Annotated in this window: 26 protein-coding genes; 17 read left to right on the top strand and 9 right to left on the bottom strand. The window is 75.1% G+C overall.

All coding sequences use genetic code 11. The annotated features are described in order from the left end of the window. Positions 1–170 precede the first annotated feature (170 nt). Positions 171–335: a hypothetical protein gene (locus ACIRRH_RS11345; protein WP_403065125.1), complete on the bottom strand. Its 165-nt coding sequence runs from the start codon at positions 333–335 to the stop codon at positions 171–173. A 368-nt stretch (positions 336–703) separates the two neighbouring features. Here ACIRRH_RS11345 and ACIRRH_RS11340 point away from each other — a divergent pair, with 368 nt between their 5' ends. The 8 genes from ACIRRH_RS11340 to ACIRRH_RS11305 all read left to right on the top strand — a co-directional run bounded on the left by ACIRRH_RS11340 (position 704) and on the right by ACIRRH_RS11305 (position 8,467). Further along, a complete protein-coding gene (locus tag ACIRRH_RS11340; protein ID WP_403065122.1) occupies positions 704–1,510 on the top strand; it encodes an ABC transporter ATP-binding protein in 807 nt (268 codons plus the stop codon). Continuing rightward, a complete protein-coding gene (locus ACIRRH_RS11335) occupies positions 1,495–3,459 on the top strand; it encodes a hypothetical protein (RefSeq protein ID WP_403065119.1) in 1,965 nt (654 codons plus the stop codon). Before ACIRRH_RS11340 ends, ACIRRH_RS11335 begins: the two co-directional genes overlap by 16 nt. Beyond that, positions 3,456–4,796, top strand: a complete 1,341-nt coding sequence (locus ACIRRH_RS11330) for a sensor histidine kinase (RefSeq protein WP_403065116.1) — start codon at positions 3,456–3,458, stop codon at positions 4,794–4,796. The genes ACIRRH_RS11335 and ACIRRH_RS11330 overlap by 4 nt, the downstream gene beginning before the upstream one ends. Next, a complete protein-coding gene (locus ACIRRH_RS11325; protein ID WP_403065114.1) occupies positions 4,760–5,416 on the top strand; it encodes a LuxR C-terminal-related transcriptional regulator in 657 nt (218 codons plus the stop codon). The genes ACIRRH_RS11330 and ACIRRH_RS11325 overlap by 37 nt, the downstream gene beginning before the upstream one ends. A 193-nt stretch (positions 5,417–5,609) precedes the next feature. Beyond that, the gene (locus tag ACIRRH_RS11320) at positions 5,610–6,431 is read left to right on the top strand and encodes a lipase family protein (RefSeq protein WP_403065111.1); all 822 of its coding nucleotides are present in this window, start codon (positions 5,610–5,612) and stop codon (positions 6,429–6,431) included. Between the two features lie 48 nt (positions 6,432–6,479). Continuing rightward, positions 6,480–6,602 (top strand): hypothetical protein, encoded by a 123-nt coding sequence (locus ACIRRH_RS11315; protein WP_403065108.1) that lies wholly within the window; start codon positions 6,480–6,482, stop codon positions 6,600–6,602. A gap of 161 nt (positions 6,603–6,763) precedes the next feature. Next, the gene (locus tag ACIRRH_RS11310) at positions 6,764–7,564 is read left to right on the top strand and encodes a metal-dependent hydrolase (protein ID WP_403065105.1); all 801 of its coding nucleotides are present in this window, start codon (positions 6,764–6,766) and stop codon (positions 7,562–7,564) included. A gap of 129 nt (positions 7,565–7,693) precedes the next feature. Next, positions 7,694–8,467 (top strand): SDR family NAD(P)-dependent oxidoreductase, encoded by a 774-nt coding sequence (locus ACIRRH_RS11305; RefSeq protein WP_403065102.1) that lies wholly within the window; start codon positions 7,694–7,696, stop codon positions 8,465–8,467. A gap of 22 nt (positions 8,468–8,489) precedes the next feature. On the opposite strand, the gene ACIRRH_RS11300 is transcribed toward ACIRRH_RS11305, so the two are convergent. Further along, positions 8,490–9,200, bottom strand: a complete 711-nt coding sequence (locus ACIRRH_RS11300) for a TetR/AcrR family transcriptional regulator (protein WP_403065099.1) — start codon at positions 9,198–9,200, stop codon at positions 8,490–8,492. Between the two features lie 57 nt (positions 9,201–9,257). On the opposite strand from ACIRRH_RS11300, the gene ACIRRH_RS11295 reads away from it, so the two are divergent. After that, positions 9,258–10,757, top strand: a complete 1,500-nt coding sequence (locus tag ACIRRH_RS11295; protein WP_403065096.1) for an MFS transporter — start codon at positions 9,258–9,260, stop codon at positions 10,755–10,757. Beyond that, entirely contained in the window at positions 10,754–11,158 is a 405-nt protein-coding gene (locus ACIRRH_RS11290) for a cupin (protein WP_403065093.1), read from the top strand. Before ACIRRH_RS11295 ends, ACIRRH_RS11290 begins: the two co-directional genes overlap by 4 nt. 261 nt (positions 11,159–11,419) lie before the next feature. Here the strand turns inward: ACIRRH_RS11290 and ACIRRH_RS11285 are convergent, their stop codons facing one another. Then, positions 11,420–12,352, bottom strand: coding sequence for a response regulator transcription factor (locus ACIRRH_RS11285; protein WP_403065090.1), 933 nt, complete (start codon positions 12,350–12,352; stop codon positions 11,420–11,422). 155 nt (positions 12,353–12,507) lie between these two features. Here ACIRRH_RS11285 and ACIRRH_RS11280 point away from each other — a divergent pair, with 155 nt between their 5' ends. Continuing rightward, a complete protein-coding gene (locus ACIRRH_RS11280; protein ID WP_403065087.1) occupies positions 12,508–13,566 on the top strand; it encodes a LuxR C-terminal-related transcriptional regulator in 1,059 nt (352 codons plus the stop codon). 104 nt (positions 13,567–13,670) lie between these two features. On the opposite strand, the gene ACIRRH_RS11275 is transcribed toward ACIRRH_RS11280, so the two are convergent. The 5 genes from ACIRRH_RS11275 to wecB form a co-directional block, all read right to left on the bottom strand. Further along, the gene (locus tag ACIRRH_RS11275) at positions 13,671–13,793 is read right to left on the bottom strand and encodes a hypothetical protein (protein WP_403065084.1); all 123 of its coding nucleotides are present in this window, start codon (positions 13,791–13,793) and stop codon (positions 13,671–13,673) included. Next, positions 13,793–13,924 (bottom strand): hypothetical protein, encoded by a 132-nt coding sequence (locus ACIRRH_RS11270; protein ID WP_403065081.1) that lies wholly within the window; start codon positions 13,922–13,924, stop codon positions 13,793–13,795. Before ACIRRH_RS11270 ends, ACIRRH_RS11275 begins: the two co-directional genes overlap by 1 nt. Before the next feature lie 61 nt (positions 13,925–13,985). After that, positions 13,986–16,580, bottom strand: a complete 2,595-nt coding sequence (lanKC, locus tag ACIRRH_RS11265; RefSeq protein ID WP_403065078.1) for a class III lanthionine synthetase LanKC — start codon at positions 16,578–16,580, stop codon at positions 13,986–13,988. 335 nt (positions 16,581–16,915) lie between these two features. After that, positions 16,916–17,899, bottom strand: coding sequence for an alpha/beta hydrolase (locus ACIRRH_RS11260; protein WP_403065075.1), 984 nt, complete (start codon positions 17,897–17,899; stop codon positions 16,916–16,918). A gap of 248 nt (positions 17,900–18,147) precedes the next feature. Then, positions 18,148–19,341, bottom strand: coding sequence for a non-hydrolyzing UDP-N-acetylglucosamine 2-epimerase (gene wecB, locus ACIRRH_RS11255; RefSeq protein ID WP_403065072.1), 1,194 nt, complete (start codon positions 19,339–19,341; stop codon positions 18,148–18,150). A gap of 370 nt (positions 19,342–19,711) precedes the next feature. Here wecB and ACIRRH_RS11250 point away from each other — a divergent pair, with 370 nt between their 5' ends. The 5 genes from ACIRRH_RS11250 to ACIRRH_RS11230 all read left to right on the top strand — a co-directional run bounded on the left by ACIRRH_RS11250 (position 19,712) and on the right by ACIRRH_RS11230 (position 23,664). Continuing rightward, on the top strand, positions 19,712–19,909 hold the full coding sequence (locus tag ACIRRH_RS11250) for a hypothetical protein (RefSeq protein WP_403065069.1): 198 nt from the start codon (positions 19,712–19,714) through the stop codon (positions 19,907–19,909). A gap of 54 nt (positions 19,910–19,963) precedes the next feature. Further along, the gene (locus tag ACIRRH_RS11245) at positions 19,964–20,581 is read left to right on the top strand and encodes an archaeosortase/exosortase family protein (protein WP_403065066.1); all 618 of its coding nucleotides are present in this window, start codon (positions 19,964–19,966) and stop codon (positions 20,579–20,581) included. Further along, positions 20,578–21,945: a glycosyltransferase gene (locus tag ACIRRH_RS11240; RefSeq protein ID WP_403065063.1), complete on the top strand. Its 1,368-nt coding sequence runs from the start codon at positions 20,578–20,580 to the stop codon at positions 21,943–21,945. Before ACIRRH_RS11245 ends, ACIRRH_RS11240 begins: the two co-directional genes overlap by 4 nt. Positions 21,946–22,082: 137 nt before the next feature. Continuing rightward, complete coding sequence (locus tag ACIRRH_RS11235; RefSeq protein ID WP_403065061.1) at positions 22,083–22,835, top strand: choice-of-anchor P family protein; 753 nt, start codon at positions 22,083–22,085, stop codon at positions 22,833–22,835. 346 nt (positions 22,836–23,181) lie between these two features. Continuing rightward, positions 23,182–23,664 (top strand): hypothetical protein, encoded by a 483-nt coding sequence (locus ACIRRH_RS11230; RefSeq protein WP_403065531.1) that lies wholly within the window; start codon positions 23,182–23,184, stop codon positions 23,662–23,664. A gap of 96 nt (positions 23,665–23,760) precedes the next feature. Here ACIRRH_RS11230 and ACIRRH_RS11225 read toward each other — a convergent pair whose 3' ends face one another. Then, positions 23,761–24,789, bottom strand: a complete 1,029-nt coding sequence (locus tag ACIRRH_RS11225; protein WP_403065058.1) for a LacI family DNA-binding transcriptional regulator — start codon at positions 24,787–24,789, stop codon at positions 23,761–23,763. 154 nt (positions 24,790–24,943) lie between these two features. Between ACIRRH_RS11225 and ACIRRH_RS11220 the strand changes: the two genes are divergently transcribed. Further along, complete coding sequence (locus ACIRRH_RS11220; protein WP_403065055.1) at positions 24,944–26,197, top strand: MFS transporter; 1,254 nt, start codon at positions 24,944–24,946, stop codon at positions 26,195–26,197. Positions 26,198–26,203: the final 6 nt, after the last annotated feature.

The following is a 26,203-nucleotide window of genomic DNA, read 5'->3' as shown; positions in this document are numbered from 1 at the left end:
ACCCGGTCGGCGGCCGGGGCCGGGGCCGGGGCCGTGCCGCAGGCCGGAGAGCCTCCTCCCTGCGCGCCGGGGCAGGTGCAGGTGCGGGGGTCAGGATGCCGGTCGTCGGGATCCGGTCAACCCGGCGATCCGGCGGGCGGAGTTCGACGGCTCCGTGGTGGGAGAGCCCGTCACCGTCCCTCGCGTTCGAGCCGCGCTGCCGTCAGGTTCGCGTTGTTCGCGTACGTGATCGACTGGTGGGCGCTCTCGCCCCGGTCGTGCTGCTCGTGCGCGGTGTCCGTGTGGGCCTCGGCGGCGGCGCGGTGCTGCTCGCTCAGGGGCGTTCCGTTGTCCACGGGGGTGGCTCCTCTCGCTTGATGGCGGCTGGGTCCCTGGTGGGCGACGTGGCTCCGGGACCGACCGGCGCGTCCGGGGGAGGGCAGTGTTCGACCCCGGCCGTGTCCTGGGTGGGGTCGGGCGGGAACCCGCCCCGCGACCCGGTGCTCACAGACGGTACACAGGGCCTTCTCGGTTCGCGCAAACGCCGTGGTGGAGGCGGTGCCGGCGATGCTCACCCGTCGACCGGCGGCGCGCTCGGACCGGGGGTGGGCCCAGACCCACCCCCGGTGGGGGTGCAGGTGGATTCTGCCGCCGCCCCGCTGTCCCTAGCGTTGATCACGTGCCGCCCGGACCGGGGCGGCCGTGACGACGCGGGAGGGACGAGGTGCGGGGATCGGCGCGCGCGGGGCAGGGATTCCGAGCGGTAGGGGGCGGGGAAGCCCCCGCACTGCAGCTGTCGGGGCTGCGCAAGCGGTTCGGAGCGCATGTCGCCGTGGACGGGGTGGACCTGTCCGTGCCGTGCGGGTCTTTCTACGGGCTCGTCGGGCCCAACGGCGCCGGCAAGACCACCGCGCTGTCGATGGCCGTCGGGCTGTTGCGCCCGGACGCCGGGAGCTCGGCGATCCTCGGCGTCGACGTGTGGAGCGACCCGGTGCGGGCCAAGTCCCTGGTGGGGGTGCTGCCCGACGGCATGATGCTGCCCGAGCGGCTGACCGGGCGCGAACTGCTGTACTACCTGGGCCGGTTGCGCGGTCTTCCGGCCGGCACCGTGGACGCCCGGTCCGAGGAACTGCTGGCCGTGCTGGAGCTCGACGGTGCCGAGCACACCCCCGTCATCGACTACTCCACGGGGATGCGCAAGAAGATCGGCCTGGCCACCGCCCTGTTGCACGCCCCTCGGCTGCTGGTGCTGGACGAGCCCTTCGAGGCCGTCGACCCGGTGTCGGCCGCGACCATCCGGGTCATTCTGCGGCGCTTCGTCGACTCCGGCGGCTCGGTGGTCCTGTCCAGCCATGTGATGGCGCTGGTCGAGCAGCTCTGCGACCACGTCGGTGTGATCGCCGGGGGCCGGGTGCTGGCGGCGGGCACGGTGACGGAGGTCCGTGGCGGACGCGGCCTGGAGGAGGTCTTCGTCGAGCTGGTCGGCGCCCGGACCGGGGGAGCGGAGGGCCTGTCGTGGTTGGCGTCCTGATCGGGATGAAGCTGGCCGTCCTGCGGCGTTCGATGTCCGGTCCCCGGGCGGCGAGTCTGTTCCTCGGGGCGGTGACCGGCGCGGTCGCGGCCGTCGGCACCGCACTGCTGGGCCTGGCGGACTTCCCCACCCCCGAGGCCGGGGTCGGTGTCATCGCCGCCGTGCTGCTGGTGTGGACGGCGGGCTGGGCGCTCGGTCCGACCGTCACGGGCGGCGATCCGACCCTGCGGCTCGACTACTTCACCCTGCTGCCCCGGCAGCCGCGCGTCCTGGCCGTCGGGCTGCTCGGCGCGGCCTTCGTCGGGGTCACCCCGCTGGTCAGCCTGGCCGCCTTCGCGGTGCTGATCGTCCTCGGCGCCGGGTTCGGCCCGGTGCCCGCGCTGGTCGCCGTCCCCGCGGTGCTGCTGCACCTGCTCTTCGTGGTGGTGCTGTCCAAGCTGACCCTTCAGGGCCTCGGCAGCGCGGCCCGCTCGCGGCTGGGTTGGGAGCTGTCCGCGCTGCTGGTCGGCCTGGTCACCGGGTTCCTCAACACCGGCTGGTTCGCGATCGGCTTCTTCGCCCGGCTGCTCGGCGGCGAGTGGGCCGCCGCCGTCGGCACCGCCGTACGGGTCCTGCCCTCGGGCTGGTCGGTGGTCGCGGTCGACGCCGCCCGACGCGGGCAGTGGGCCCTGGCCGCGGCCTGCCTGGGTGGGCTGCTGGCGCTCTCGGGGCTGCTGTTCGCCGCCTGGACCGCCCTGCTCGCCCGGCAGTTGGCACGCGGTACGGCCGGTAGGGGCACCTCCCGGCGGGGCGCCTCACGGCGGGGCGCCTCACGCGCGGGTGTCCGGTGGCCGGCCGTACCGGACACCCCCGGCGGTGCCGTGCTCGGCAAGGAGCTGCGCCTGTGGGCCCGCGACCCGCGCCGGGCCCGGCTGCTGCGGATGGCGCTGTGGACGGGCGTGTTCACCGGCCTGCTGCCGCTGCTCGGCGGCTTCCCCGCCCTGGTGCCGTGGGCCGGTGTGGTCGCGGCCCTGTTCGCCGGCGCGCTGTGCGCCAACCTGTACGGCCTGGACGCCGGCGCGCTCTGGCTGACCCTGGTCGTCCCCGGCGCCGAGCGGGTCGACGTCCGGGCCCGGCAGCTCGCCTGGCTGCTGGTCGTCGGCCCCGCCGCCCTGCTGCTCACCCTGGTCGCGGGTGCCGCCGCCCGGGTCGACGGGAGCCGGCCCTGGGTGCTCGCCGTCCTGCCCGCCGTGCTCGGGGCCGGGGCGGGTCTGGTGCCGCTGGTGTCCGTCCTCGGCCCCGCGCCGTTCCCGGACCGGCCCGGCGGCAACCCGCTGGACGGCTTCAGCGACGAGAGCGCCGACCAGACCCGGCTGCAGAGCATGGTCGTCCTGTTGCTCCAGGCCCTCGCCGCGCTGCCCGCCGCCGGCGTCGTCCTGGCCGGCACGCTGCTGCACAGCGAACCGCTGCGCTGGGCCGGGGTGGCGGCCGGTTGGGGCACCGGGCTGCTGTACGCCGGGCTGCTCGGGGCGGGGGCCCGGCGCCGGCTGGAGACCCGCGGGCCGGAGCTGCTGGACGCGCTGCGCAAGGGCGTACGGCGGGCGGCGGCCCCGGACGCCCCGGGCGACGGGGAACCGTCGGACCGGCTGCCGCGCGGGCGCGCCGTGGCGGCCGGGCTGCTGACCACGGCCGGCGTGCTGGCCGTGGCCCCGCAGGGTGTGGTGGCGTTGGGGATGTCGCTCTTCGCGCCGGCCAACCGGAGCTGGCTCCTGGCCCTGTACCTGCCGTCGGCGTGGCAGGTGCCGGTGGCGGTCGGGTTCGTGCTGCTGGGCGCGGGCTGTCTCGTGGGGACGTACCGGCTGACCCGCGGTCAGCAGGGACGCACGCAGGGGCCCGCGTCGGGACGCACGCCGGAGCAGGCGGCTGCGATCATGGACGGCCCGCACCGATCCCGACCGGAGGTCCCGTGAGCAGCCCGCAGACCCCAGCCGCCCGGGAACCGGGCAGCGCGGCCCGAGAGCTGCGCGCCGCCGTACGGGCACTCGGGCGGCTCGCCGTCCTGACGCTGCTGATACCGGTCGGGGTGGTGCTGGTGACGGTCTTCCTGCTGTCCTTCCTGCTCTGGGGCTGCCTCGGGATGTTCCCGCTCTTCCCGGCCGCCATCCGGATGGTCCGCTCCGCCGCCGGCGCCGCCCGGTGGGCGGCCGGCCACTGGTCGGGGGTGCCCGTACCGCCGCCGTACCAGCCGCTCCCGGCCCTGGAACGCACCCTCCACGGCTGGTTCTGGACCGGTCACGACTACCACAAGAGCCGCTGGTTCGCGGGCATGTCCCGCACCATCCGCTGGCTCTGGAACGACCCGGCGACCTGGCGCGACGCCCTCTGGCTGGTCGCCGACCCCATAGTCGGCGGCGGCATCGCGGCCACACCCGTGCTGCTGGCCGGCGCCGGCCTGTACGGGATCGTCCAGGCCCCGCTGCCGTACGACCTGCTGTTCGGCCTGCCCTCCGCAGGCGTACCCGCCCTCCTGTTCCTCCTCCTCGGGCCGGTGCTGATCGTCGCCGGACTCGCCCTCGCCCGGCCCGCGCTGCGCCTGCACGGCCGGTGGACCGGCACCCTGCTGGGCCCCACCGAACGCTCCCGGCTCGCCCGGCGGGTCGAGCAGCTCACCGAGATCCGGCTGGACGCCACCGAGGCCCAGGCCGCCGAACTGCGCCGGATCGAACGGGACCTGCACGACGGCGCCCAGGCCCGGCTGGTCGCGGTGAGCCTGCGCCTGGGCGCGGTCGCGGCGCTGATCGACCGTGATCCGCAACAGGCGAAGCGGGTGGTGACGGACGCCCAGGAGAACGTCACCCAGGCACTCCAGGAACTGCGCGACCTGGTGCGCGGCATCCACCCTCCGGTGCTCGCCGAACGGGGCCTCGCCGAAGGCGTGCGGGCGCTGGCGCTGGACGTCCCGCTGAAGGTCGAGGTGCGGGCCGAACTGCCCGGACGGGCCGAGGCACCGGTGGAGTCGGCGGTCTACTTCGCCGTCAGCGAGGCACTCACCAACGCCGTCAGGCACGGCGACGCCCGGCACGCCACCGTGCACCTCGCCCACGCGACAGGCCTGCTCCGCGCCGAGGTCACCGACGACGGCCGCGGCGGCGCCGACCCCGGCCGGGGCAGTGGCCTGCGGGGCATCCGACGCAGACTCGCCGCGTTCGACGGTACGCTCACGCTGACCAGCCCCCCGGGGGGTCCGACCAGGCTGATCATGGAGCTACCGTGCGTGTTGTCCTCGCCGAGGACCTCGTCCTGCTGAGGGACGGCCTCTCCCTGCTGCTCGGTGCCCACGGGCACGAGATCGTTGCCGCGGTGGAGAGCGGACCCGAACTGGCCGCCGCACTGGCCGAGCACCGACCCGACATCGCGGTGGTCGACGTCCGCCTGCCCCCCACGTACACCGACGAGGGCCTCCAGGTGGCGCTCGCCGCCCGTCGTGAGCGGCCCGGCCTGCCCGTCCTGGTCCTCTCCCAGCACGTCGAACAGCTCTACGCGCGGGAGCTGATCGCGGACGGCACCGGCGGCGTCGGCTACCTCCTCAAGGACCGCGTCTCCAAAGCCGACCAGTTCGTCGACGCCGTCCGCACCGTCGCCGCGGGCGGCACCGTCATGGACCCCCAGGTCATCTCCCGCCTCCTCGCCCGCAACGCCTACGACCAGCCCCTCGCCCTCCTCACCCCGCGGGAGCGCGAGGTCCTCGCCATGATGGCCGAAGGCCGCTCCAACGCCGCCATCGCGCAACGGCTGCACTTCAGCGAGGGCGCGGTCAGCAAGCACACCTCCAACATCTTCGCGAAGCTCGACCTCGGTGCGTCCGACGACGACAACCGCCGCGTCCTCGCGGTCCTCGCCTACCTCGACGGGACGCGTACGCCCTGAGGCGGTGGACGGCGGCCGAGCGGGGCCGCGCGGCGGGGTCCGGCGGGTGGCGGTGGCCCGGTCGCCCACGAAGCGCATGGGCGGTAGCGTCACCCTTGGTCACCGGGGCGTCACGGCACGCCCCCTTCGGTGGGCGCCGACGGCCCCGGGACAGACCAGCCGTCGACCGTCGACCCGACAGGAGCGTCCCCCCATGGCCGTACCGACCACCTTCGACCAGCACGTCACCGGATACAGCCTTCCGCACGCCTACTGGCTGGCCAAGGCCGCCGACCTCGCCTACAAGGACGAGGCCACCATCGAGGAGCAGGCCCGCGACTGGGGCTTCGACACCGTGCGCCACCACCAGACCCGGTTCACCCCGCCGTTCCCGCTCCAGGACACCCAGGCCTACACCATGGCCGGTGACAACATGATCGTCACCGCGTTCCGCGGCACCGAACCCGCACAGATCCGCGACTGGCTCACCGACGCCTCCACCCCGCCCTGGCCGGGCCCCGGCCGGACGGGCTACGTCCACTACGGCTTCGCCGAGGCCCTCGAATCCGTCTTCCCCGACGTCGCCGAGGCCGTCTCCGACCTGCGGACCGACGGCCAGACCGTCTGGTTCACCGGCCACAGCCTCGGCGGCGCCCTCGCCATGCTCGTCGCCGCCCGGCTCGACCTGGAGGACCCGCGCCTGGCGGCCGACGGCGTCTACACCTTCGGCCAGCCCCGGACCTGCGACCGGCTGCTGGCCGCCGCCTACGACAAGGGCCTGCAGGGACGTACCTTCCGCTTCGTCCACGGCAACGACATCGTCCCCGAGCTGCCCCCGGAGCCCGCCTTCACCCATGTCGCGGCGCTGCGCCACATCGACTCCGCGGGCCGCGTCCAGGAGAAGGTCGGGCTGGTCTCCGCGCTGACCGACCGGGTCGGGGGCCTGGGTGCCGCGGCCTTCTCCCCGGACGGCGAGGGCGTCCGCGACCACCTGATGCGCAGTTACCTCGCCGCGCTGGAGAAGAGCCTCGCCTGACCGGCGGGGCACCGGACGCGCCGGAGCGGGCGTCGGGGGCCCTGCGCCATGGCGCGGGAGCGAGCCGAGCCGGACGCGCGCATGCAGGAACCGGCCCGCACCCGGGAGGCGCTGGACGCGCTGACGACCACGGCCCGCATCGCGCTGGAGGCACAGCGCACGGCCGGGTGAGGCGGTGCGGGCCGGCAGGGGGCGGGCCGGCGGGTGCGGGTCGGGGGCGGGGGTGCCGGGCCGGGCGAGGCGCCCGGCGGGTGATCTTGGACGGATAGGCTGCCGGGATGTCAGGTCCTCACGGTGAGGACGGAGCTGATGAGGATCGGTGGTGTACGGACATGATGGGACCGGCGCATTCGCTGTCGGGTGCGACCGCGTGGCTGGGGGTGGGCGCGGTGGCGGCCGGGATGGGGGAGCCGATGCCCTGGCCGGTCCTGCTCGCGGGGGCGCTGATCTGTGCGGGGGCGGCCCTGGCGCCGGACCTGGACCACAAGGCGGCGACGATATCCAGGGCGTTCGGGCCGGTGTCCCGGGCGCTCTGCGAAGTGATCGACAACCTCTCGTACGCCGTGTACAAGGCCACCCGGGGCAAGGGCGACCCGCGGCGCTCGGGCGGCCACCGGACGCTGACGCACACCTGGCCCTGGGCGGTGCTGTGCGGGGCGGGCGCCGCGGCGGTGGCCGTGTACGGCGGTCGCTGGGGCGTGCTGGTGGTGCTGTTCGTGCACATGGTGCTGGCGATCGAGGGCCTGCTGTGGCGGCACGCCCGGGTCTCCAGCGACGTCCTGGTGTGGCTGCTGGGGGCGACCAGCGCGTGGATGCTCGCGGAGGTCCTCGACAAGCCCGGCAACGGTTCGCAGTGGCTGTTCGAGGAGCCCGGGCAGGAGTACCTCTGGATCGGGCTGCCGATCGCGCTCGGCGCGCTGGTGCACTGCCTGGGCGACGCGCTGACCGTCTCGGGCTGCCCGGTGCTGTGGCCGATCCCCGTCGGGCGCCGGCGCTGGTACCCGGTCGGGCCGCCGAAGGGCATGCGGTTCCGGGCCGGCAGCTGGGTGGAGATCAAGGTGCTGACGCCGGTCTTCATGGGGGCCGGTGGGGTCTGCGCGGCGGGCGCGCTCGGCTTCTTCGGCAACGGCTGACGTCAAGGTCCGCCCGGCCTAAGAGAGTTGTGGCGCCGTCGGCTGGGTAGGAGCCCTTCGGCGCGGGAGGCTCGGCCTCCGGCGCCGGGAGGGTGTCCGGTGGATCTCGCAGCCGTGGGAGCGTGACAGATGGCGTCCGTGCCAGGCGAGGTGGCGATCGTCACCGGCGCCGCCGGCGGGATCGGCCGGGCGGCGGCGCTGCGGCTGGCCCGGGCGGGCTGGGCGGTCGCGGCGGTCGACGTCGACGCGGCCGGTCTCGACGCGCTGTCGCAGGAGGCCCCCGCGGTGCGTCCGTTCGTCTGCGACGTCACGGACCCTGCGGCGGTCGCCGCCGTGGTTCGCGCCGTCGCCCGGGAGCTGGGCCCGCTCCGCCGGCTGGTGCACTGCGCCGCCGTCGCCTCCATGGGGCGGCTGCTCGACGAGGACCCGGCGGACACCCTCCGCCTGATGGACGTCGTGTACGGCGGCACGCTCCACATGGTCCGGGCCGTGGTGCCGGCGATGGCCGCTCAGGGCGGGGGCCAGATCGTGCTCTTCGGCTCCATCGGCGGCTGGGTGCCCGTCCCGCTGGGCGGCGGCTACGGCGCGGCCAAGGCCGCGGTCCACTTCCTGGCCGAGATCGTCGCGGCCGAACACCGTGCCGAGGGCATCCGGGTGCTGTGCGTCTGCCCGCCCGCCGTGGAGACCCCGATGCTGTCGCGCATCCGCCGCGAAACCCCTGAACTGCTCGGTCCGCGAAGGGGGTTGAGTCCGGAGAAGGTGCTGGACTCGATGGACCGCGCCCTGGCGCGCGGACGCGCGTGGTCCTTCCCCGGGCGCGGCACCAGGGCCCTGTGGACGGCCCGGCGCCTGGCACCCCGTGCGCTGAGCGGCCTCATCGGCCGGGTCCTGGTCGGGAAGTAGCCGGGGAGGTGCCCGGCCCCGTTCAGCGGGCCGCGATCAGGCCGTCCACCAGGGCGTCGAGGCCGTCCCGGTAGGTGTCCTCGGCGGTGAGCGGTGCCCAGCGGTCGGCGAGTCCGGCCAGGCGGGGGAGCCGCTCCGGGTCGAGGTCGGCGAAGACCTGCTGTCGGTGGGTCGGGCGGTCGCCGTCGGCGGTGCGGCGGCGGGCCGTCGACGCGCGGACCATGATCTCGCCGGCGGTGTAGTACCAGATGGCGCGGTAGCCCCGGACGGCCCGTTCCGGTGACAGGCCGCAGGCGACCAGGCCGTCGACGATCTGCTCGACGAACCACAGGGAGTGGGCGGACATCAGGCTGTCCCCGGTCAGCACGTCCACGATCCACGGGCAGGCGGCGAGCGCCTCGTGGATGGCGGCCGCCGCCACGAGGACCCGTTCGCGCGGCTCGGCCGGCAGCGCGGTCGGTCGCAGCGTCCGCGCGGCGTAGTCGTCCAGCAGCAGGACGAGCAGGTCCTCCTTGTCGCGGACGTGGTGGTAGAGCGCCATCGGCGTGCTGCCGACCTCGGTGGCCAGGCGGCGCATGGTCAGCCGCTCGACGCCCTCCTCGTCCACGATCCGGCGGGCCGTGGTGACGACCTCCTCGCGGGAGATGCGGGGAGGCCGGCCGCCGGCCTTGCGCCGTGCGGCGGGCGGTCCGGCCGGAGATCCGGTCGGCTGCTGAGTGGGGGGCTGCTGCATGCCCTCATCATCACCCGGGACTCGACAGCGGGGATCGTCCGGGGCTAGTTTCTATACATGTATAGAAACTTACGAGGGCGCCCCGGCCGGGTGCTCGCGGCGGTGACCGTCGCACAGTTCGTCTTCGCCCTGGACATGTCGGTGGTCAACGTCGCCCTGCCCGCGATCCGGACCGACCTGGGCTTCGCGCCGCTCGACCTCTCCTGGGTCGTGCACGTCTACGCGCTCACCTTCGGCGGGCTCCTGCTGCTCGGCGGCCGCGCCTGCGACCTGTACGGCCGGCGGCCGCTGCTCCTGCTGGGCCTGGCCGTCTTCGGCCTCTGCTCGCTGGCGGGCGGCCTGGCCCAGGCGCCCTGGCAGCTGGTCGCCGCCCGAGCCGGGCAGGGCGTGGGCGCCGCGGCGGCGGCCCCGGCCGCGCTCGCGATGCTCACCGCCACGTTCGCCGAAGGGCCCCGGCGGGTGCGCGCGCTCGGCGTGTGGAGCGCGGCGAACGCCGCGGGCGGCGCGCTGGGCGTGCTGGCGGGCGGACTGCTGACCGAGTACGCGAGCTGGCGCTGGGTCATGCTGGTCAACCTGCCCGTGGTGGCGGCGGCGCTCGCCCTGCTGCCCGCCGACGGCCCCGCCGAGGCGACCGGGGCGGCCGGGGAGCGGCCCGTGCGGTCGGAGCGACGGGAGCGGCCGGACGTGCTCGGCGCCGTCCTCGCGACCGCCGGGGTCGGGCTGCTGGTGTACGGCGTGGTCCGTACCGATGTCCGGGGGTGGGGCTCCCCGGCCACCCTGGGGACGCTCGCCGCCGCGGTCGCGCTGCTGGCCGCCTTCGCCGTCGCCGAGACCAGGGCCTGCGCGCCGCTGCTCCGTCTCGGCCTGCTGCGCAGCCGCTGGGTGGCCGGCGCCAACGTGCTGGTGTTCCTGGCCGCCGCCGGGCAGTTCACCGCCTTCTACTTCGTTTCCCTCTACCTCCAGCAGGTCCTGGGCCTGGGTGCCGCGGCCACCGGCCTCGCCTTCCTGCCCTTCTCGGCCGGACTGGTCGCGGGCTCCGTGCTCGCCACGCGCGTCGTCGCGCACCGCACCCCCCGGGCCGCCCTGGTGCCCGGAGCCGTGCTGGCCGCCGCGGGCCTGGCCTGGTTCGCCCTGATCGGCCCCGACGGCGGTTTCCTCACCGATGTCCTCGGCCCGTCCCTGGTCACCAGCGTCGGCACCGGACTGGTGCTGGCCCCGGTCGCCGCCGCCGGGACCACCGGCGTGGCCGCCCGCGAGGCCGGGACGGCCTCCGGCCTGCTCAACAGCTCGCGCCAACTCGGCGGCTGTGTCGGCCTGGCGGCCCTGGCCACGGTCTCCGCCCACCGCACCGGCGGCGCCACCGACCCCGCCGCCCTCAACGACGGCTACGCCACCGGACTGGCCGTCACCGCCGGGCTGTTCGTCCTCGCCGCGCTGGTGGCGATCGGCGTGCTGCCCCGGCGCCGGCCGGAGGCGCCCGGCCGCCCCGATCCGCTCACCCCCGCCGCGGACCGACCGGACCCCGCGGCGAACCGACTGGAAGGAACCCGCTCATGACGACCACTCCGATCACGACCGTGGACCTGTTCGCCTCGGCCCTGCACATCCACTCCGACGGCGGTGTCCGGGCCGCCGGGCGCCGGATGACCGGCGGCGACGCCAGGGCCTGGCAGATCGCGACCTTCCACGTGGAGAGCGACGCCGAGGTCCACGCCGACCACTGGGAGATGCACCCCGAGGCCGAGGAGGCGGTCTGCTGCCTGGCCGGCGGCGTCCGGCTCTTCCTGCGCCCGGTCGAGCCCGGCGACGAGGAGTCCGTGGTGCGGCTGACGGCGGGCACCGCCGCGATCGTGCCCCGGGGCCGCTGGCACCGGCTGGAGCTCGACGCCCCCAGCGACCTGATGTCGATCACCCTGCGCACGGGCACCCGGCTGGAGCCGCGCACGGAAGCCGGCTGACGGCAACGGCGACCGCGGGACCGCGGGCCCGGGTGGTCCAGGACGGGCCGGACCGCCCGGGCGTGCGACCAGGTCGTGCGGCCCCGGCGATCCGCGTCGGCAGGCCGGCCGGCCTGCCGGGCATGGACAGGGGGCGAGCTGCTGCGCAGGCGGCTGGACGTCGAGGAGACGCTGCTGGGGCGCACCGAGGAGTGAGCGCCTCAGGGGCGCCCCGGGTGGCTCAGCGGGTGGTTAGTTGTTGCGAATCAATATTTGCACACGCTATCTGTGTGTGCCGGTCGCGGCGTCCGCCGCGCTCCCGGTGAGGCCGTTGCGCTCCGCCAGCACGCCCGCCTGGAAGCGGCTGTCCGCGCCCAGCGAGCTGTAGACGCCCGCGATGTGCCGACGGCAGTTGCGCAGCGAGAGCCCGAGCCGGCGGGCGATGACCTCGTCCTTCAGCCCGTCGGCGAGCAGCCGCAGGATCGTCGCCCGGAGCTCGTCGGAGACGGCGCGGGCGGCGGCCGGGCCGCTGCGGAAGGCCTCGCCCCGGTGCCAGAGCGTCTCGAAGGAGTCGGCCAGGTGGGCCACCACCGACGGCTGGTCCACCAGCACCAGCCCGTCGGGCCGCCCCCGCTCCGGCAGGAAGGCGCTCTCCCGGTCGACGACCAGCAGCGGGCCGCAGCTCTCCCCGGTGGTCCGTACCTCGGCGCCGGCCCGTTCCGCGGCCCGGGCCTGGCGCTGGGTGGGCAGGTGGAAGCGCGCGGGGTGCTGGTGGACGATCCGGACCCGCAGGGCGGGGTCGGTGCGCGGTAGCTCGGCCAGGACCAGGTCGGCCAGCGCTGCCGCCGTCGGGTCGCCGCCGGGGCAGCAGAGGAAGACCTCCCGGCGGGCCCGCAGCAGCCGGGCGCCGACGGCCGCGCGCACGGCGCCGGGGGCCGGTGGCACCTCCGGCCGCCCGGCGGGCGCGCCGGCCCCAGGGAGCCCGTGGACCGCCTGCGCGGCCGTCCACGACTGCTCGGTCCACCGCCGACGGGCCGACGGTGCGGCCACGGCCCGCACCGGTGCGGGCCGCTCCCGGCGGACGGCCCAGTCGTAGAAGGTGACGGTGCCGTTGCCCGGCTCGGTGGAGGGGGCGACGGGGGTCGGGACGGAGCCCAGTGGGGCTCCTGGTGCGCGTGGGGTGAACGCGACGCGGACAGTTCCACGTTCTTTCATGGCGGCCCTCTTGACAGCTGGTGGCAGTCGACGATCGCGTCCGGCGGCTTGGCCCCGGAAGCGGTTGTTCGATCGTCGTCACCGTCGGCGACGGCCACCAGGGGGTGAGGGGGACAGGAAGATGTTGGCCGACTGAGGAGGGGTGGAGGAATCCGGTGAATACGGACACGGTCCGGTCGTCGGGGCGGGAGGCCCTGCTCGATCGCGAGGCGAGGCTGGTCTACGAGTGGGCGGTGCGGAACCGGCGGGTCGAGCCCGCCGACCTGGCGCGGATCTCCGCCGACCTCGGGCTCGGTGAGGCGCGCTGCCGGTCGGCCGTCGACCGGCTGGCCGCGCTGTGCCTGCTGATCCGCAGCCCGGGAGCCGGGCCGGGCTGCTTCGCGGCGGTCGGCCCGGAGGAGGCCGCCGCGCGGCTGACCGGACGGGAGGAGGCGCGGCTGCGCATCGCGGAGGCCGAGCTGGGCCGCCGTCAGGCCGCACTGGCCGGGCTGCGCGCCGAGGTGGCCTCGCTGGAGCCGGTGTACCGGGCGCAGGGCGGCGACGCGGACGGCTCGGTCCGTCTGCTGGAGGACACCCACGTGGCCGGTTCGGCCCTCGCCTCCGTGGTGGGCGCCGCCAAGGAGGAGGTGCTGACCGTCCGGCCGGGCGGCGGGCACCCGCAGGCGGCCCTGACCGAGGCGCTGCCCCGGGACCTGGCCATGCTGGAGCGGGGCGTCCGGCTGCGGAGCCTGTACCAGCACCCGACCCGCTTCGACCCGCCCACCCGGTCCTACGCGGAGCTGGTCATCGCCGCGGGGGCGGAGGTCCGGACCCGTGCCGAAGTGCCGGCCCGGCTGGTCGTGGTGGACCGGACCACGGCCTTCGTGCCGGCCCGGCTCGCCACCGGAGGGGCGCTGCTGGTCCGGGAGCCGTCCCTGGTGGCGTACTTCGTCGGGCTCTTCGAGCACGAGTGGAGCCAGGCCGTCCCCTACGACACCGCGCCGCGGGCCGCCCGTACGGTCTCCCGCGAGGTCGAGGACGTGATCGCGGTGCTGCTCGCCGCCGGGGAGAAGGACGACACCATCGCCCGGCGGCTGGGCATGTCGACCCGGACCTGCCGGCGCCACATCGCCGAGCTGCTGGCGCGGCTGGGCGCGCAGAGCCGGTTCCAGGCCGGGGCGTTGGCCGAGCGCGCGGGGCTCACCTTCCCGGCGGACGCCACCGCGCCCTGCTGAGGCCGGCCTCCGTCCGCAGGTGGCGACGGCCTCCGTCCGGAGGCGACGACGGACGGCTGCCCGCCGGGTGGCCCCGGCGGGCAGCCGTGTCGTCGACCGGAGGGTTACTCCGCCGCCTCCACCGGGGCGCCGACCGGCAGGTGCAGGTCGGTGCTCCAGTGGCTGAACGGGACGGCCGCGTCGTCCTGGGCGGCCTCGAGCGCCTGGAGGGCGAGGATCTTCGACATCAGCGACCGGCCTCCTCGGAGACGGGCGCCTCGGCGCGGTAGTGGGCCACGCTGCTCCAGTGGCTGTTGGGCTCGACGGCGCCGGTGCCGGTCTCGCTCTGGAGTCCCTGGAGGGCGAGGATCTGGGTCATGGTCGGTTCCTTTCCGTGATGGTCCCGGCCGCCGGGTGGCGGCCGGGGGTCCCCCCGGGCCTCAGGGCCGGGGGAAGTCCGTGATGCCGGGCAGTGACACCGGGCCGAGGACGGCCTCGTGGAGCGCCACCAGGACGCCGGCGGAGCCGGTGGCCAGGTCCGCGGACAGGCGCATCGAGCGCCGGCCCGGGAAGGCCGGGTGGCCGCGATGGTTCATCACGTGCCACTCCAGTAGCCGCAGATGGCGGTCGGCCTCGGCCCGGTGCCCGCCGCGCAGCAGGTGCAGCACCAGCCCGGCCCGGCCCTCGAACAGGCCGGCCGCCGCGATCAGGTCGGGGAGGCAGGCGCGGTCGGCGGCGGCGGTCGCCCGGGCGAACCGCTCGGGCAGCCCGTCCGCCCCGTGGTGCCGGGCCAGCTCGGTGATCAGCCGGGCGGTGCCCACACCGCCCGCGGCCAGGTACGGGAGCTTGCGGCGATGCCGGTCCTCGACCAGGAAGAGCATCCCGTCGGAGATGTCCGCCCCGTCCAGTTCGCGGCCGAGCGCCGCCTCGGCCGCCGTCAGCCAGCGCCGCTCGCCGGTGTGCCCGTGCAGCCGCAGGAACAGCGACGCCTGCCCGCTCCAGCCGTCCAGCAGGCCGCGCAGCCGCGGCGCGGGCTCGTCCCGGGCCAGCTCGTGGCCGAGGGCCAGGGCCCGTTCGGCGAGGCGCTCCTGGCCGAGCGGGCCGGCCAGGTCGAGCAGGCCGAGCGCGATGCCGGCCCGTCCGGAGCCGAGCCCCGGATCGGCCGGGAGTTCGGCGGCGAGCAGTCGCTCGACCAGGGCGCCGGCCTCCTGCGGCGCACCGAGCCGGGCCAGCGCCCAGGCGATGCCGGCCAGGCCGTCGTACAGGCCGGGCGGCAGGTCCGGCGCCGCCGTCGAGCGGGCCACCAGCCAGTCGGTCTGCTCCGGCGGTGCGGGCCGGCCGCAAGCCCCGAGCGCGTACAGGACGCCGGCCGCGCCGTAGGACAGTCCCAGGCCGCCGTGGCCCGGGCCGAACTGTTCGATGTCGCCGGGGAAGAGGCGGTCCGTCCGGTCCGGGGTCGCCATCGCCAGGATGCCCTCGGCCAGCGAGTCCAGGACCGGGCGCCAGGCCCCGGTGTCCGTCGCCGGCTCCTGGGGCCAGGCCGGACGCGACGGTCCCGCGGCGCTTGCGGCGGTGCCCGGTCGGCCCTCGGTGGCACCCGGCGGCAGCTTCCCGCCGGCCGCCCGGTGCAGCGCCTCGGCGACCCCGGCCCCGAACCCGGCGGGCACGGGGTAGAGGCGGGCGATCTCCCGGCCGGCCAGCTCGGCCTTGGCCGAGTCCAGTCCGAGCAGGATGTTCAGCGGCAGGAAGAGGTAGAGCCGCAGCGCGGCCAGCGCGTACGCGTCCACCGCGGTCCCGCGCCGGGCGGTCGGCGACACGAAGCCGGGCGCGCCCAGCGGGGGAGCGGCGGCGTCGTCGGTCGGGAAGGAGATCTCGAAGTCGACCAGCGCGCAGCGCCCGTCCGGCCGGACCATCACGTTGTTGGGGTGCAGGTCGCCGAAGACCAGCCCGCGCTCGTGCAGCGCCGCCAGCATGCCGCCGACCTGGTCGAGCACGTCGAGCGCCCAGGCGGTGTACTCGGCCGACGCGGCCTCGTCCGGGTCGGGGCGGGTGAGCGGGCAGGTGCGGGTGAAGACGTCCTCCAGCCGCTCGCCCTCGATGTACTCCTCCACCAGGTAGTGGTGCTCCCAGACCTGCCGGTACTCGTACAGCGCGGGCACGAAGTCCACCCCGGCCAGCGCCTCCAGCACCCGGCGCTCGCTCAGCAGCCGCTGCACCGCGTCCCGGCCGGCGTGGTCGAGCCCGGCGTGCGGGCGGGCCTCGCGCAGCACCACCCGGCGGTCGTCGCGCCGGTCGGTGGCCAGGTAGATCCCGCCGCCGTTGGAGAAGTGCAGCGCCTTGGTGACCTCGAACGGGAAGTCGGCCGGGGTCTCGGCCTCGCGGGCGGCGTCGGCGGCGAGCTGGGCCGTGACGACCTCCGGCACCGGCGCCCAGTGCGGCACGGTGAAGACCGTGCCCCGGGTGTCGGGTACCAGGGCGCCGTCCGGCCCGCGCATGGCCGGGACGCGCCGGCCGTGCTCGTCGGTGCAGTGGCGTTCGACGAAGGAGCCGTAGCGCAGGTAGAGCGGTCCTTCCCGGTAGCGCAGGTCGCTCAGCACGTAGGGGCCGGGGACGCCCTTGAGCAGGGTGGACAGGTCGTCCAGCACCTGGACCAGCCGGGTGTCGTCCTCCGGGTAGAGCGTGATCAGCTTGCCGCTGGCGCGGCGGTCGGCGTACTTGCTGTTCAGGGCGAGCACGGTGGCCCGGCCGCGCAGGAACTTCCAGGTCAGTCCGTGCTCCAGGCAGTACGCCAGGACCTGGTCGACGACCCGCTCCGCCTCGTCGGGGGTGGCGGAGACGTGCACCTTCCAGCCCTGCTCGGGGAGCTGGGCGTGCGGCGGCCGCAGGTTCACCCAGGGGCCGTGCTCGTGGCGCTGCCAGCCCGCCGGCAGCGGGGCGGTGGCGGCGGCGAACCGGTCCTCCGGGCGCTCGGCTCGGGCGGGGTCGTCGTAGAACAGCGGGTCGGCGAAGCAGTGGCGCTCGTAGCGGTCGTCCATGGCGTCCGCCTCAGCCCGTGATCCGCGGCGGGCACCCGAACGCGCCCGCTCCGGTGGCCGCGAGGCCGTCGGATGTCGTCGTCATGGGAGCCCCCCGGGTGCAGTGGATCCCGCCGGTTGCGGGCTGCTTCCGACCCTGCCAGCCGGGGTGCGCCGGGTCGACGGATCCGATCCGTCACCTTCGTGCCTGGCAGTTTGCGGGCGGGTCCGGGGCGGGGGCCGGTCAGGGGGCGGATGCGCCGCCGCGGCCGGCGGATCCGGGGCGCGCAGCGGCGGGTGGGACGTCCCCGTCGGGGACGTCCCACCGGACCGCGGGGACGGGGCCGGCCGCCGCGCTATGCCTTGCGGAGCCGGTCGATGATGCCGTCGATGTCGCGCCTGAACATGTAGTCGCGGATGATGTGTCCGCCCGGCTCCTCGTGGGCCTCGTACGGGATGCCCGCGTTGTCGAGCAGGGCGCGGAACTCCCGCTGGCCGGCGAGCACTTCCGTTTCGTTGAACTGGTCGAAGGGGTTGGTCGGGTCGGGGTTGGTGCCGGCGACCAGGAAGATCCGCTTGTTCCGGTAGCTGTCCAGGCGCTCGGCCGGGTTGTCGGCGGTGACCCTGGCCTGGTCCCACAGCGGCGCGCCGTAGATCGTGCCGCCGGCCAGGTCCTTGACCGCGGCGGAGACGTTGGCCCAGTGCACGACCGCGCCGTTGTCGCGGCGGAGGCTCGCCGGGCCGGAGTGGGAGCTCACCGAGGCGAAGTGGCCCCAGTACTTGGCCGCGTACTTCAGGGCTCCGAAGCCACCCATGGAGAAGCCGGCGACGGCCCGGCCGTCGTACTCGGCGTAGGTGCGGAAGTTGGCGTCGATCCACGGGACCAGCTGGTTGAGGTGGAAGCTCTCCCAGTTCCGGGGGCCGGCGTTGGTGCTGACCGGGTTGGAGTACCAGCCGGCCTGCCCGCCGTCGGGCATCACGACGATCAGCGGCTTGCCGGCGGTCCAGTCGCGGACGCCCTGGCGGTCGAACTCGATGAAGTCCTGGAGGCCGCCGTGGAGCAGGTGGAGGACGGGGTAGGTGCGCCCGCTGGTGTGGTAGTCGTCGGGGAGCAGCACGTTGACGGCGGGCTGCCAGCCGATCTCGGCGGTCGCGAAGCGGTAGTACCGCATCCGGGCGTCGGCCTCGTTGCGGTCCACGATGTGCAGCCCGAAGCCGTCGTCGGCCGCGTGGGCCGCCGAGGCGGTCGCGAGGACGCTCGCGCCGCCGAGCGCCAGTGCTGCCGAGAGGCCGCCTGCGGCCTTCAGGACGTTTCTCCGGGTGGGGCGGTGGGTGCTCAAGGCGACCTCCTGGTCGGGTGGCGAGCGATCGGTGAAGTGCGGTGCACTGCACCGGACTCGGGCGGCTCCGAGGCCGTCCTGAGCTCGGCCGCCCGGCGACTCCAGGGTGGGGTGCGGGAAAGCGCCGTTCACGAGGATCCGAGGGGCTGTCCGGAACGCGGGCCAAGGACTGTCCGAAACCGGTTAGTGGTCGAACGGGAGTCTGGCGGGGTCGTCGTTCTGTGCGACGTTCCGGGGCCCGCCGCCGCTCAGCGCCGGGGGTGGGCTGCCGCGGCCGCGACCGGCGCGCGGTCGAGGGCGGGCAGCGGTGCGGCGGGCTGCTCCGCGGGGCGTTCGGCGGGCCGTTCGGGGGCGAGGTAGCGGCTGCGGACCGCGGCGACGATCTCGGCGCTCGCCTGCCCGGTGCCGTAGGGCGAGGGGAGGTGCGCCAGCCGTTCGGTGGCGGCCTCGTCGGCGAGCAGGTCCCGCAGGGCGCGGCCGAGTTCGTGGCCGGGGCGGGCGAGCCGGGCGAAGCCGGCCCGGACGGCCTCGGGGCGCTCGGTGGAGTTGCGCACCACCACGAGCGGGCGCTTGAGCACCGTGCACTCCTCCTGGACCCCGCCGGAGTCCGACACCAGCAGGCGGCAGTGGCGGGCCAGGGCGAGGAAACCGGCGTGGTCCAGCGGCTCGATCCGGCGCAGCCGCGCGATCGGGCTGCGCAGGCCGAACGCCTCGACGGCGGCCCTGGTCCGGGGGTGCAGCGGCAGCAGCACCGGCAGGTCCAGAGCGGCGAGCTGGTCGAGGATCTGGGCGAGCCGCGCGGCGTCGTCGGTGTTCTCGGGGCGGTGGATGGTGGCGAGCACGTAGCCGCCGGGGGTGACGGCGTGTTCGGCCACGATGCGCTGGGCCTCGGCCTCGCCGGGCAGGGTCTCCAGGGTCGCCTCGACGACGGTGTTGCCGGTGATCACGACCCGGTCCGGTTCGATCCCCTCGCGCAGCAGGTGCGCCGCCGCGGTCGCGGTGGGCGCGCAGTGCAGGTCGGCGAGCGGGGCGATCAGGCGACGGTTGGCCTCCTCGGGCATGTCAGGGTCGAAGGAGCGCAGGCCGGCCTCGACGTGGACGACGGGTATGCCGGCGCAGTGCGCCGCCAGGGCGCCGGCGGCGGCGGTGTTGGTGTCGCCCTGGACGACGACGGCGGCCGGCGGGCGGGCGGCGAGGTGGTCGCTCAACGCGCTGACCATCCGGCCGATCTGACGGCCGCGCGGCTCGCCGCCGACGCCCTTCAGCAGGTGGTGCGGGTGGGGGAGGCCGTACTGGGTGAAGAAGGTGGTGGTGAGGGCCGGGTCCCAGTGCTGGCCGCTCCAGACGACGCGGGCCTGCGGGCCGAGGAGGCGGACCACTCCGGCGAGTTTGACGATCTCCGGCCGGGTTCCGAGGACCAGGGCGACATCGGTCGAGGACATGGCGCTCCGAAGGGGGCGAGGGGTGGGGTGGGGAAGTATCAGCAGACGATATGGGGGGATTCACAAGAAATATCCACATGAAGGAACAATGTCACCCACTTGGCCGACAGGAGCCTGCCGTGGCCCGGAAGGGGCCGGGTGGTGGTTCGTATGCCGGTGCATCAGGGACCGTTGCGCCGTGTCCACTTGGTGGCGGCGGTCGCCCGCGGGATACCGGCCGGCCGGCGCCTTCGCGCGGCCGGTTGCGGCAAACGGGTGATTTCCACCCGAATGGGCGCGCCGTACCTATCCGATCATCCGATCAGCCCAGCAACATACGGCTCCAGATCGCAAAGACCGGGACAACCCGGTCGTCACGAGAGGAACCACCATGTACGGACCCATGGGCGGCGGCCTTCCCCCGACGGCAGCCGGCGGCGGCGTGCTGGCCTCGACCGGCTCGCCCGGCCTCGGCATCGCGGCCGCGGCCGGCACGGCCCTGGTGCTGGTGGGAGTCGCCCTGCTGCGGCGCAGCCGGCTGGCCGCCGACCGGGACGAGCGGACCGGCCGGAAGCGCGACGAACGGTAGCGGCCCTGCCGCGCCTCCTTCCGCCGACTCGCCTCACTCCCAGGGGGTTTCCTCGTGACCGCAGACGTGTACCCGCAACCCGCCCGGCCACCGGGGCCGGCCCGCTCGCCGCTGTCGCGGCACGGCCGCGCCCCACTGTCCGGCCGGGTGCTCGCCGGGGTGGCCGGACCACTGCTGCTGGGCCTGTGCGGGGTCCTGGTCGCCGGCGAACGCGCCTACCGGTTCCACGAGATGGCCGGGGCGCGGTGGTTGGTCTCCCACGCGCTCGGCCTGCGCACCCTGCTGCTGGAGGCCCCCGACGCGCCGGTGCTGTACGCCGCGGACGCGGGCGGGTTCGGGCGCGGGATCGCCCTGACCACCGGATGCAGCAGCGACCTGCTGATCGCCCCGCTGGCGCTGCTGGCCGGAGTCCTCCTGCTGTTCGGCACCCGCCGGCCGGCCCGGGTCCTGCTGGGCTTCTTCCTGGCGGCCGCCCTGGTCGTCGCCGCCAACCTGGGCCGGCTGACGCTGATCGTCGCCATGCAGCACCGCTACGGCGACGAGGGGTTCGGCTGGACGCACGTCCTGTTCGGCTCGGTGCTGATGATGGCCGCCGGCCTGATCGCGCTGCTGCTCTTCCTCCACCTGATCACCCGAACGTCCACCCGCGACGCGGAGGCCGATGCGCCGTGACCCTGCTCGACCTGTCCGTCTCCCTCTCCTTCGTGCTGGGGATCGGCTTCCTCGCCTACGTCACGGTGATCGTGCGCAACTTCCTGCGGGCCCGCCCGGACGCCCCGGGCGACCCGAGCCGGTTCGACTGGCACTTCCTCATACCCTGCCGGGACGAGGAGGCCGTGATCGGCACCACCCTGGACTACCTCGCCCGGCACTTTCCCCGGGCGCGGGTCTGGGTCGTCGACGACCACTGCGAGGACCGGACCGCCGAGCTGGTACGGGCCAGGGCGGACGCGGGACGGCCGGTCCACCTGGTCGGCCGGCGGCTGCCGCAGGCGCGCACCGGCAAGGGCGACGCCCTGAACGCCGCCTACCAGGCGCTCGAAGCCTGGCTGCCGGAGGACACCGACGCCGACCGGGTCGTCCTGATCGTCCTGGACGCCGACGGACGGCCCTCCCCGGGGATGCTGGACACCTTCGCCGGAGCGTCCTCCTTCGGCGACCCGGCCATCGGCGCCGTCCAGGTCGAGGTCCGGATGTCCAACCGCGACGTGGCCGTGCCGCTGCCCCACCGGGGGCGCCTCGCCAACCGGTTCGCCCGGCTGCTGGCCCGGCTCCAGGACATCGAGTTCCGTGGGCCGATCTCCGCCATCCAGATCACCCGCCGGCTCACCCGCACCGTCAACGTGGGCGGCAACGGCCAGGCCAACCGGCTCAGCGCACTGCGCTCGATCGACGGGGGCGGCGGTGAGCCGTGGGGCAGGGCGCTGCTGGAGGACTTCGAGCTCGGGCTGCGGATGATGCTGGCCGGCTGGCGCAACGGCTACACCACGACCGCCTGGGTGGACCAGGAAGCCCTCTGGAACGTACGGCAGTTGATCACCCAGCGGGTCCGCTGGGCGCAGGGCTCGATGCAGTGCGCGCCGTACCTGCGCCGGGTCTGGCGCTCCCGCGAGTTCACCACCCCGGGCTTCCTGGAAGTCCTCTACTTCATGGTCCAGCCCTGGCTCCAGGTCGTCGGCCTGGTGGTCTATGCCGTGCCGATCGCCGCCTTCGGCTACAACGCGGTCTTCTACCCGGAGTTCGTGCTGGCCTTCCTCCGCCAGGGCGGCGCCGTGCTGATCGCGCTCTACCTGGTCGTGGGGGTCGCGGAGTTCGCCCTCTGGGGGCCGCTGTACCGGCGCCGCAGTGAACCGGGGATCAGCCGCCGGGCCGCGCTCGGCTACGGCCTCGCCCTCGCGGTCTACGCCGCGACCACCTACCTCGTCGCGGTCCGCGCCTTCTGGCGGACCGTGCGACGCAAGGGCTCCTGGCACAAGACGGCCCGTACGGCCGAGCCGCTGCCGGCGCCCGCCGCCCAGGAGATCGCCACCGCCTGAGCGCCGAGACTTCTCCCTGGCCGGTGAGGCCGCGGCCGCACGCCGCGGCCGGTCAGCGGAGTCGATGCACCACACCCTTCCTGCCCCGCACAGCGGACCCACCGGTCCGCCGTGCGACCCGTCCGAAAGGCCAATCCGTGAGAACTCGTACCCGCAACCGTGTCCTCGCCGGCGCCGCGCTCGCCCTCGGAGTCCTGTCCGTGGCCTCCCCGGCGTACGCCGCGCTGCCCGCCCCCGTGGCCGACGCCTACGTCGTCTCCACGGAGGCGCTGGGCGGGATGGTCGCCGTCGCGCCCTCGCCCGAGTCGGCCTACCCGTCCGGCGGCACCCGGACCCTGGTGGGCCTCAACGTCGGGCCGGTCGCCACCACCTCCGTGCTCACCGCGACCACCGCCGGGAACCCCGCCGACGGCACCGCGTCGGCCTCCGCGACGGTCGACAAGCTCGGGCTCAACCTCGGCGTCGCCTCGGTCACCCTGACCGGCGTCAACTCGACCTGCAACGCCACCCCCACCGGGGCCACCGGCAGCGGCCTGATAGCGGGCGGGACGGTCACCGTCGGCCTTCTCCCGGTCAACCTCCAGGCCAACGCCCCGGCCAACACCAAGGTCGACATCCCCCTCGTCGGCTCGATCGTCCTCAACGAGCAGACCACCGACGCCAACGGCGTGCTGACCGTCAACGCCGTCCACATCACCCTGCTGCCGTCGCTGAACGGCGCCAACCTGGTGATCGGCCACGCGCAGTGCGGCGGGGCCGAGCCCGCGGCCGCGGTCCCGATGATCAACCCGTCGGTCGCGGGGATGGGTGGTGGGGCGGTGCTCGCCGGCGTCCTGGCCACCGTCTACCTCCGCCGCCGCAACGCCGGGTCGGCCGCGTCGGCCGTCTGACGGGAGAGAGGGCGGCCGGCCCGGGAGCGCGAGCCGGCCGCCCTCCGCCCGCCGCCGTCAACCCGACTGCCAGGGCCTCGCTCTGACGTGTGAGGCGCGGCCTCCGGGTGACGGGGAGCGGGCGACAGGCCCCGTGCCACCGCCACCGTGCCGCCCCGGCCCGCCCGGGGCGGCCCTTGCGTACCCGTCACCCCGGGGCGCCCGAGGCCGGATCCGCCGGACCCGTCGGATCGCTCGCCTACCCTTCGAACGTACCGGCCGTACCGGCCGTGGCCGCTCCAGGAGGAGTCCCGTGTCGTCCTGCGACCCCAAGCACGCTCCCGTCGGTGACGTGAGCGCAGCGCTCATGGTGATCGACTCCCGGCTCAAGGCCGTCTACGACGGCAGGTCCGGGACGGACCCCGAGCACCAGCGGATGGTCGACCAGCTCACCGCGTCCTTCGGCCCCGAGGAGGCCGAGGCGCTGGTGGAGGGCGCCTGCACGCTCGTGTACATCTACATGAACTGGCTGCGATCGGCCTTCGAGCAGCACGAGGAGGACGTGGTCGAGCGCGCGGTCCCCACCCTGGTGGCCACCATGCGGATGATGCCGAGGACCTTCCCTCCCGAGGTCATCCCCACCATGGCCGGTCTGCTCATCGCCGCCGGCACCGGCCTGAGCCCCAACCTGTGGCGCGCCCAGTACGGAGCCTGGACGAAGGAGGAGATGAACCCCCTGGAGGCCACGGCGGTCCTGCTCGCGGAGTACATCAACCGGATCTCCGGCAACGGCCACGACTTCGCCACCAAGCTGGTCACCGACGTGCTGTCCGAGGCGGACGGGGACTGAGGCGCCCGACCGGCGGGGCCGGGTCTTCCCCCGGCCGCCGGCGCCGGGCGGGCGTCCGACCGGGTGCCGGCCGTGTTGCCGGCCGACGGGACGGGCCTACGAGGACTCGCGGGCGACCAGCTCGACGCTCATCAGGTTGCGGCCGGCCGGGAGCGCCTCCGGGTCGGCGACGGCGCGGTCGACCAGGCCGGCCAGTTCCTCGCCGGCCGGCAGCCGCATCCGGACCGAGCTCAGCCGCGGCCGCAGCAGCCGGGCCAGCAGCAGGTCGTCGGCGCCGACCAGGGCGACGTCCCGGGGGACGTCCAGGCCGGTGTCCTGCAGGGCGCGCAGCGCGAGCATCGCGTACTCGTCGTTGTAGCCGAACAGGCCGTCCAGGGTCAGTTCCCGGCAGCGGTCGGCGAGTTCGGCGGCGGACTCCTCGGTGAAGTCCAGCGGCAGCGGCTCGACCAGCGCGCCGACGCCGGCCGACGCGGCGGCGGCCCGGGCGCCGGCCAGCCGGGGGCCGCTGAACAGGGCGAGCCCCGGGTCGGTCGGCATCACGACGCCGATCCGGCGGCGGCCGCGCTCCAGCAGGTGGGCGGCCGCGGCGGCGCCGACCTCGCGCTGGTCCATGATCAGCGCGTGCGCGCCGGGCACCGGCGGGACACCGAGGGTGAACACCGCCCGGGTGCCGGAGCGGCGCAGGATCTGCACGCCGTCGGGGGTGAGCCCGGGGGTGAGGCAGAGGACGGCGGCGGGCCGCAGCTCGGCCCAGGCGCGGGCCGCGTCGTCGCGGCCGCCCGGGGTGGGGCCGAGCAGCACGCCGGTGTAGCCGTGGCGGGGCAGGGCCTCCTGGAGCTCCCGGTAGAAGCCGCTGAACAGCGGGCCGATCGGTGTGTCGGAGCCGACGACCAGCACCAGGCCGGTGCGGCCGGCCCGCAGCGAGCGGGCGCCGGCGTGCGGGACGTAGCCGAGCCGGTCGGCGGCGGCCCGGACCTTGGCCCGGGTCTGCTCGCTGACCCGGCCGCCGGCCGTGTTGTTGAGCACGAAGGAGACCGTGGCGCGGGAGACGCCGGCGAGTCGGGCGACGTCGGCGCTGGTGGGCGGCGGCGCGGCGGGGCCGGGGAGGTCGTGGTCGCTGTTCATAACGGTTCGAATCTTTTCACGGCCGGCTCTGGCCGTGGGGCTGAACGCCCTGCTAAACATCTGGTTACACGAGTAACCGTTACACGTGTAACCTGCTTCTTGTCCGCCGCCCGGCGCCCCCACCCGCCGCCGGGCACATCCCCTGGAGGGCAACGTGGCCCTTTCCCCCGCCAGTGACGTTCCGCAGGGCGTCCCGAGAGCCGGCCGGGACACCCCGGTGCCCGCCACCCGCGGCCTGCTGCCGCTGCTCTTCACCGGCAACACCGCGATGTACGCGCTCTACCTCGGCGTCGGCGGCGTGCTGCTGCCGTTGCAGGTCGAGCACCTCGACCCGGCCGCCAAGGTGGCCAACCTCGGCCTGGTCAGCGGCGCCGCGGCGATCTTCGCCACCTTCTTCAACCCGTTCGCGGGAGCCCTGTCCGACCGCTCCGGCCGGCGCAACCCGTGGATCCTGGGCGGCGGCCTGGCCGCGGTGGCCGCGATGGCCCTTCTCGGCAGCGTCGACTCGGTGCTGCTGGTCTGCATCGCCTGGTGCCTCGGCCAGGCGGCGATGAACTTCTACCAGGCCGCGCTCACCTCGGTCGTCCCCGACCGCGTCCCGGTGGAGCGCCGGGGCACCGCCTCCGCCGCCGTCGGGCTCGGCCTGCCGGTCGGCTCCACCCTCGGCGTCCTGCTGGCCTCCGCCTTCTCCGACCGCATCCGCACCGGCTACCTGGTGCTCGGCCTGCTGGTCGCGCTGGCCGCCGCCCTGTTCAGCGGCCTCGCCCGGGAACGGCGGATGCCCGCCAAGCGCGCCGCACCGCTGCGCGAGCAGGCCGCCGCCTTCCTCGGCGTGCTGCGCGAGCCGGACTTCCGCTGGGCGTTCATCGGCCGGGCGCTGCTGGTCCTGGGCTACTTCGCCGTCGTCGGCTACCAGCTCTACATCCTCCAGGACCACATCGGCCTGCCCGGCGGCCTCTCGCCCGAGAGCGCGATCGCGATCCTCACCCCGGTCTCCTCGGCCGCGATGGCCGTCTCCACCGTCGTCGGCGGGGTGCTATCGGACCGGCTGGACCGGCGCAAGCTCTTCGTCGGACTCTCCGCCGCACTCTCCGCGGCCGCCCTGCTGATCCCGGTGCTCAGCCCCACCTGGCCCGGCATGATCGTCTTCTCCGCCGTGAACGGCCTGGCCTTCGGCTGCTTCATGGCCGTCGACACCGCGCTGGTGACCATGGTGCTGCCGAAGGCCGAGGACGCCGCCCGCGACATGGGCGTGCTCAACATCGCCAACGCCGGCCCGCAGATCATCGCGCCCTTCGTGGCCTCCGCGGTGGTCGGCCTCGGCGGCTACACCCCGCTGTTCCTGCTCGGCGCCGTGCTCGCGGTGGCCGGTGCGCTGGCCGTGAAGCCCATCCGCGGCGTCCGGTGACCAACC

Origin of the sequence: Kitasatospora sp. NPDC101235 (genome assembly GCF_044767505.1) — a bacterium.
Classification (GTDB): domain Bacteria; phylum Actinomycetota; class Actinomycetes; order Streptomycetales; family Streptomycetaceae; genus Kitasatospora.
This window is presented reverse-complemented; position numbering and strand designations above follow the sequence as displayed.

Excerpts from the sequence above, each read along its gene's own strand:
- ACIRRH_RS11305 (WP_403065102.1), top strand. The coding sequence starts at position 7,694 with ATGGCGTCCGTGCCAGGCGAGGTGGCGATCGTCACCGGCGCCGCCGGC.
- ACIRRH_RS11275 (WP_403065084.1), bottom strand. The coding sequence starts at position 13,793 with ATGTCGAAGATCCTCGCCCTCCAGGCGCTCGAGGCCGCCCAGGACGAC.
- ACIRRH_RS11310 (WP_403065105.1), top strand. The coding sequence starts at position 6,764 with ATGATGGGACCGGCGCATTCGCTGTCGGGTGCGACCGCGTGGCTGGGG.
- ACIRRH_RS11290 (WP_403065093.1), top strand. The coding sequence starts at position 10,754 with ATGACGACCACTCCGATCACGACCGTGGACCTGTTCGCCTCGGCCCTG.
- ACIRRH_RS11315 (WP_403065108.1), top strand. The coding sequence starts at position 6,480 with ATGGCGCGGGAGCGAGCCGAGCCGGACGCGCGCATGCAGGAACCGGCC.
- ACIRRH_RS11320 (WP_403065111.1), top strand. The coding sequence starts at position 5,610 with ATGGCCGTACCGACCACCTTCGACCAGCACGTCACCGGATACAGCCTT.
- ACIRRH_RS11270 (WP_403065081.1), bottom strand. The coding sequence starts at position 13,924 with ATGACCCAGATCCTCGCCCTCCAGGGACTCCAGAGCGAGACCGGCACC.
- ACIRRH_RS11300 (WP_403065099.1), bottom strand. The coding sequence starts at position 9,200 with ATGCAGCAGCCCCCCACTCAGCAGCCGACCGGATCTCCGGCCGGACCG.
- ACIRRH_RS11295 (WP_403065096.1), top strand. The coding sequence starts at position 9,258 with ATGTATAGAAACTTACGAGGGCGCCCCGGCCGGGTGCTCGCGGCGGTG.
- wecB (WP_403065072.1), bottom strand. The coding sequence starts at position 19,341 with ATGTCCTCGACCGATGTCGCCCTGGTCCTCGGAACCCGGCCGGAGATC.
- lanKC (WP_403065078.1), bottom strand. The coding sequence starts at position 16,580 with ATGGACGACCGCTACGAGCGCCACTGCTTCGCCGACCCGCTGTTCTAC.
- ACIRRH_RS11285 (WP_403065090.1), bottom strand. The coding sequence starts at position 12,352 with ATGAAAGAACGTGGAACTGTCCGCGTCGCGTTCACCCCACGCGCACCA.
- ACIRRH_RS11225 (WP_403065058.1), bottom strand. The coding sequence starts at position 24,789 with ATGAACAGCGACCACGACCTCCCCGGCCCCGCCGCGCCGCCGCCCACC.
- ACIRRH_RS11250 (WP_403065069.1), top strand. The coding sequence starts at position 19,712 with ATGTACGGACCCATGGGCGGCGGCCTTCCCCCGACGGCAGCCGGCGGC.
- ACIRRH_RS11230 (WP_403065531.1), top strand. The coding sequence starts at position 23,182 with ATGGTGATCGACTCCCGGCTCAAGGCCGTCTACGACGGCAGGTCCGGG.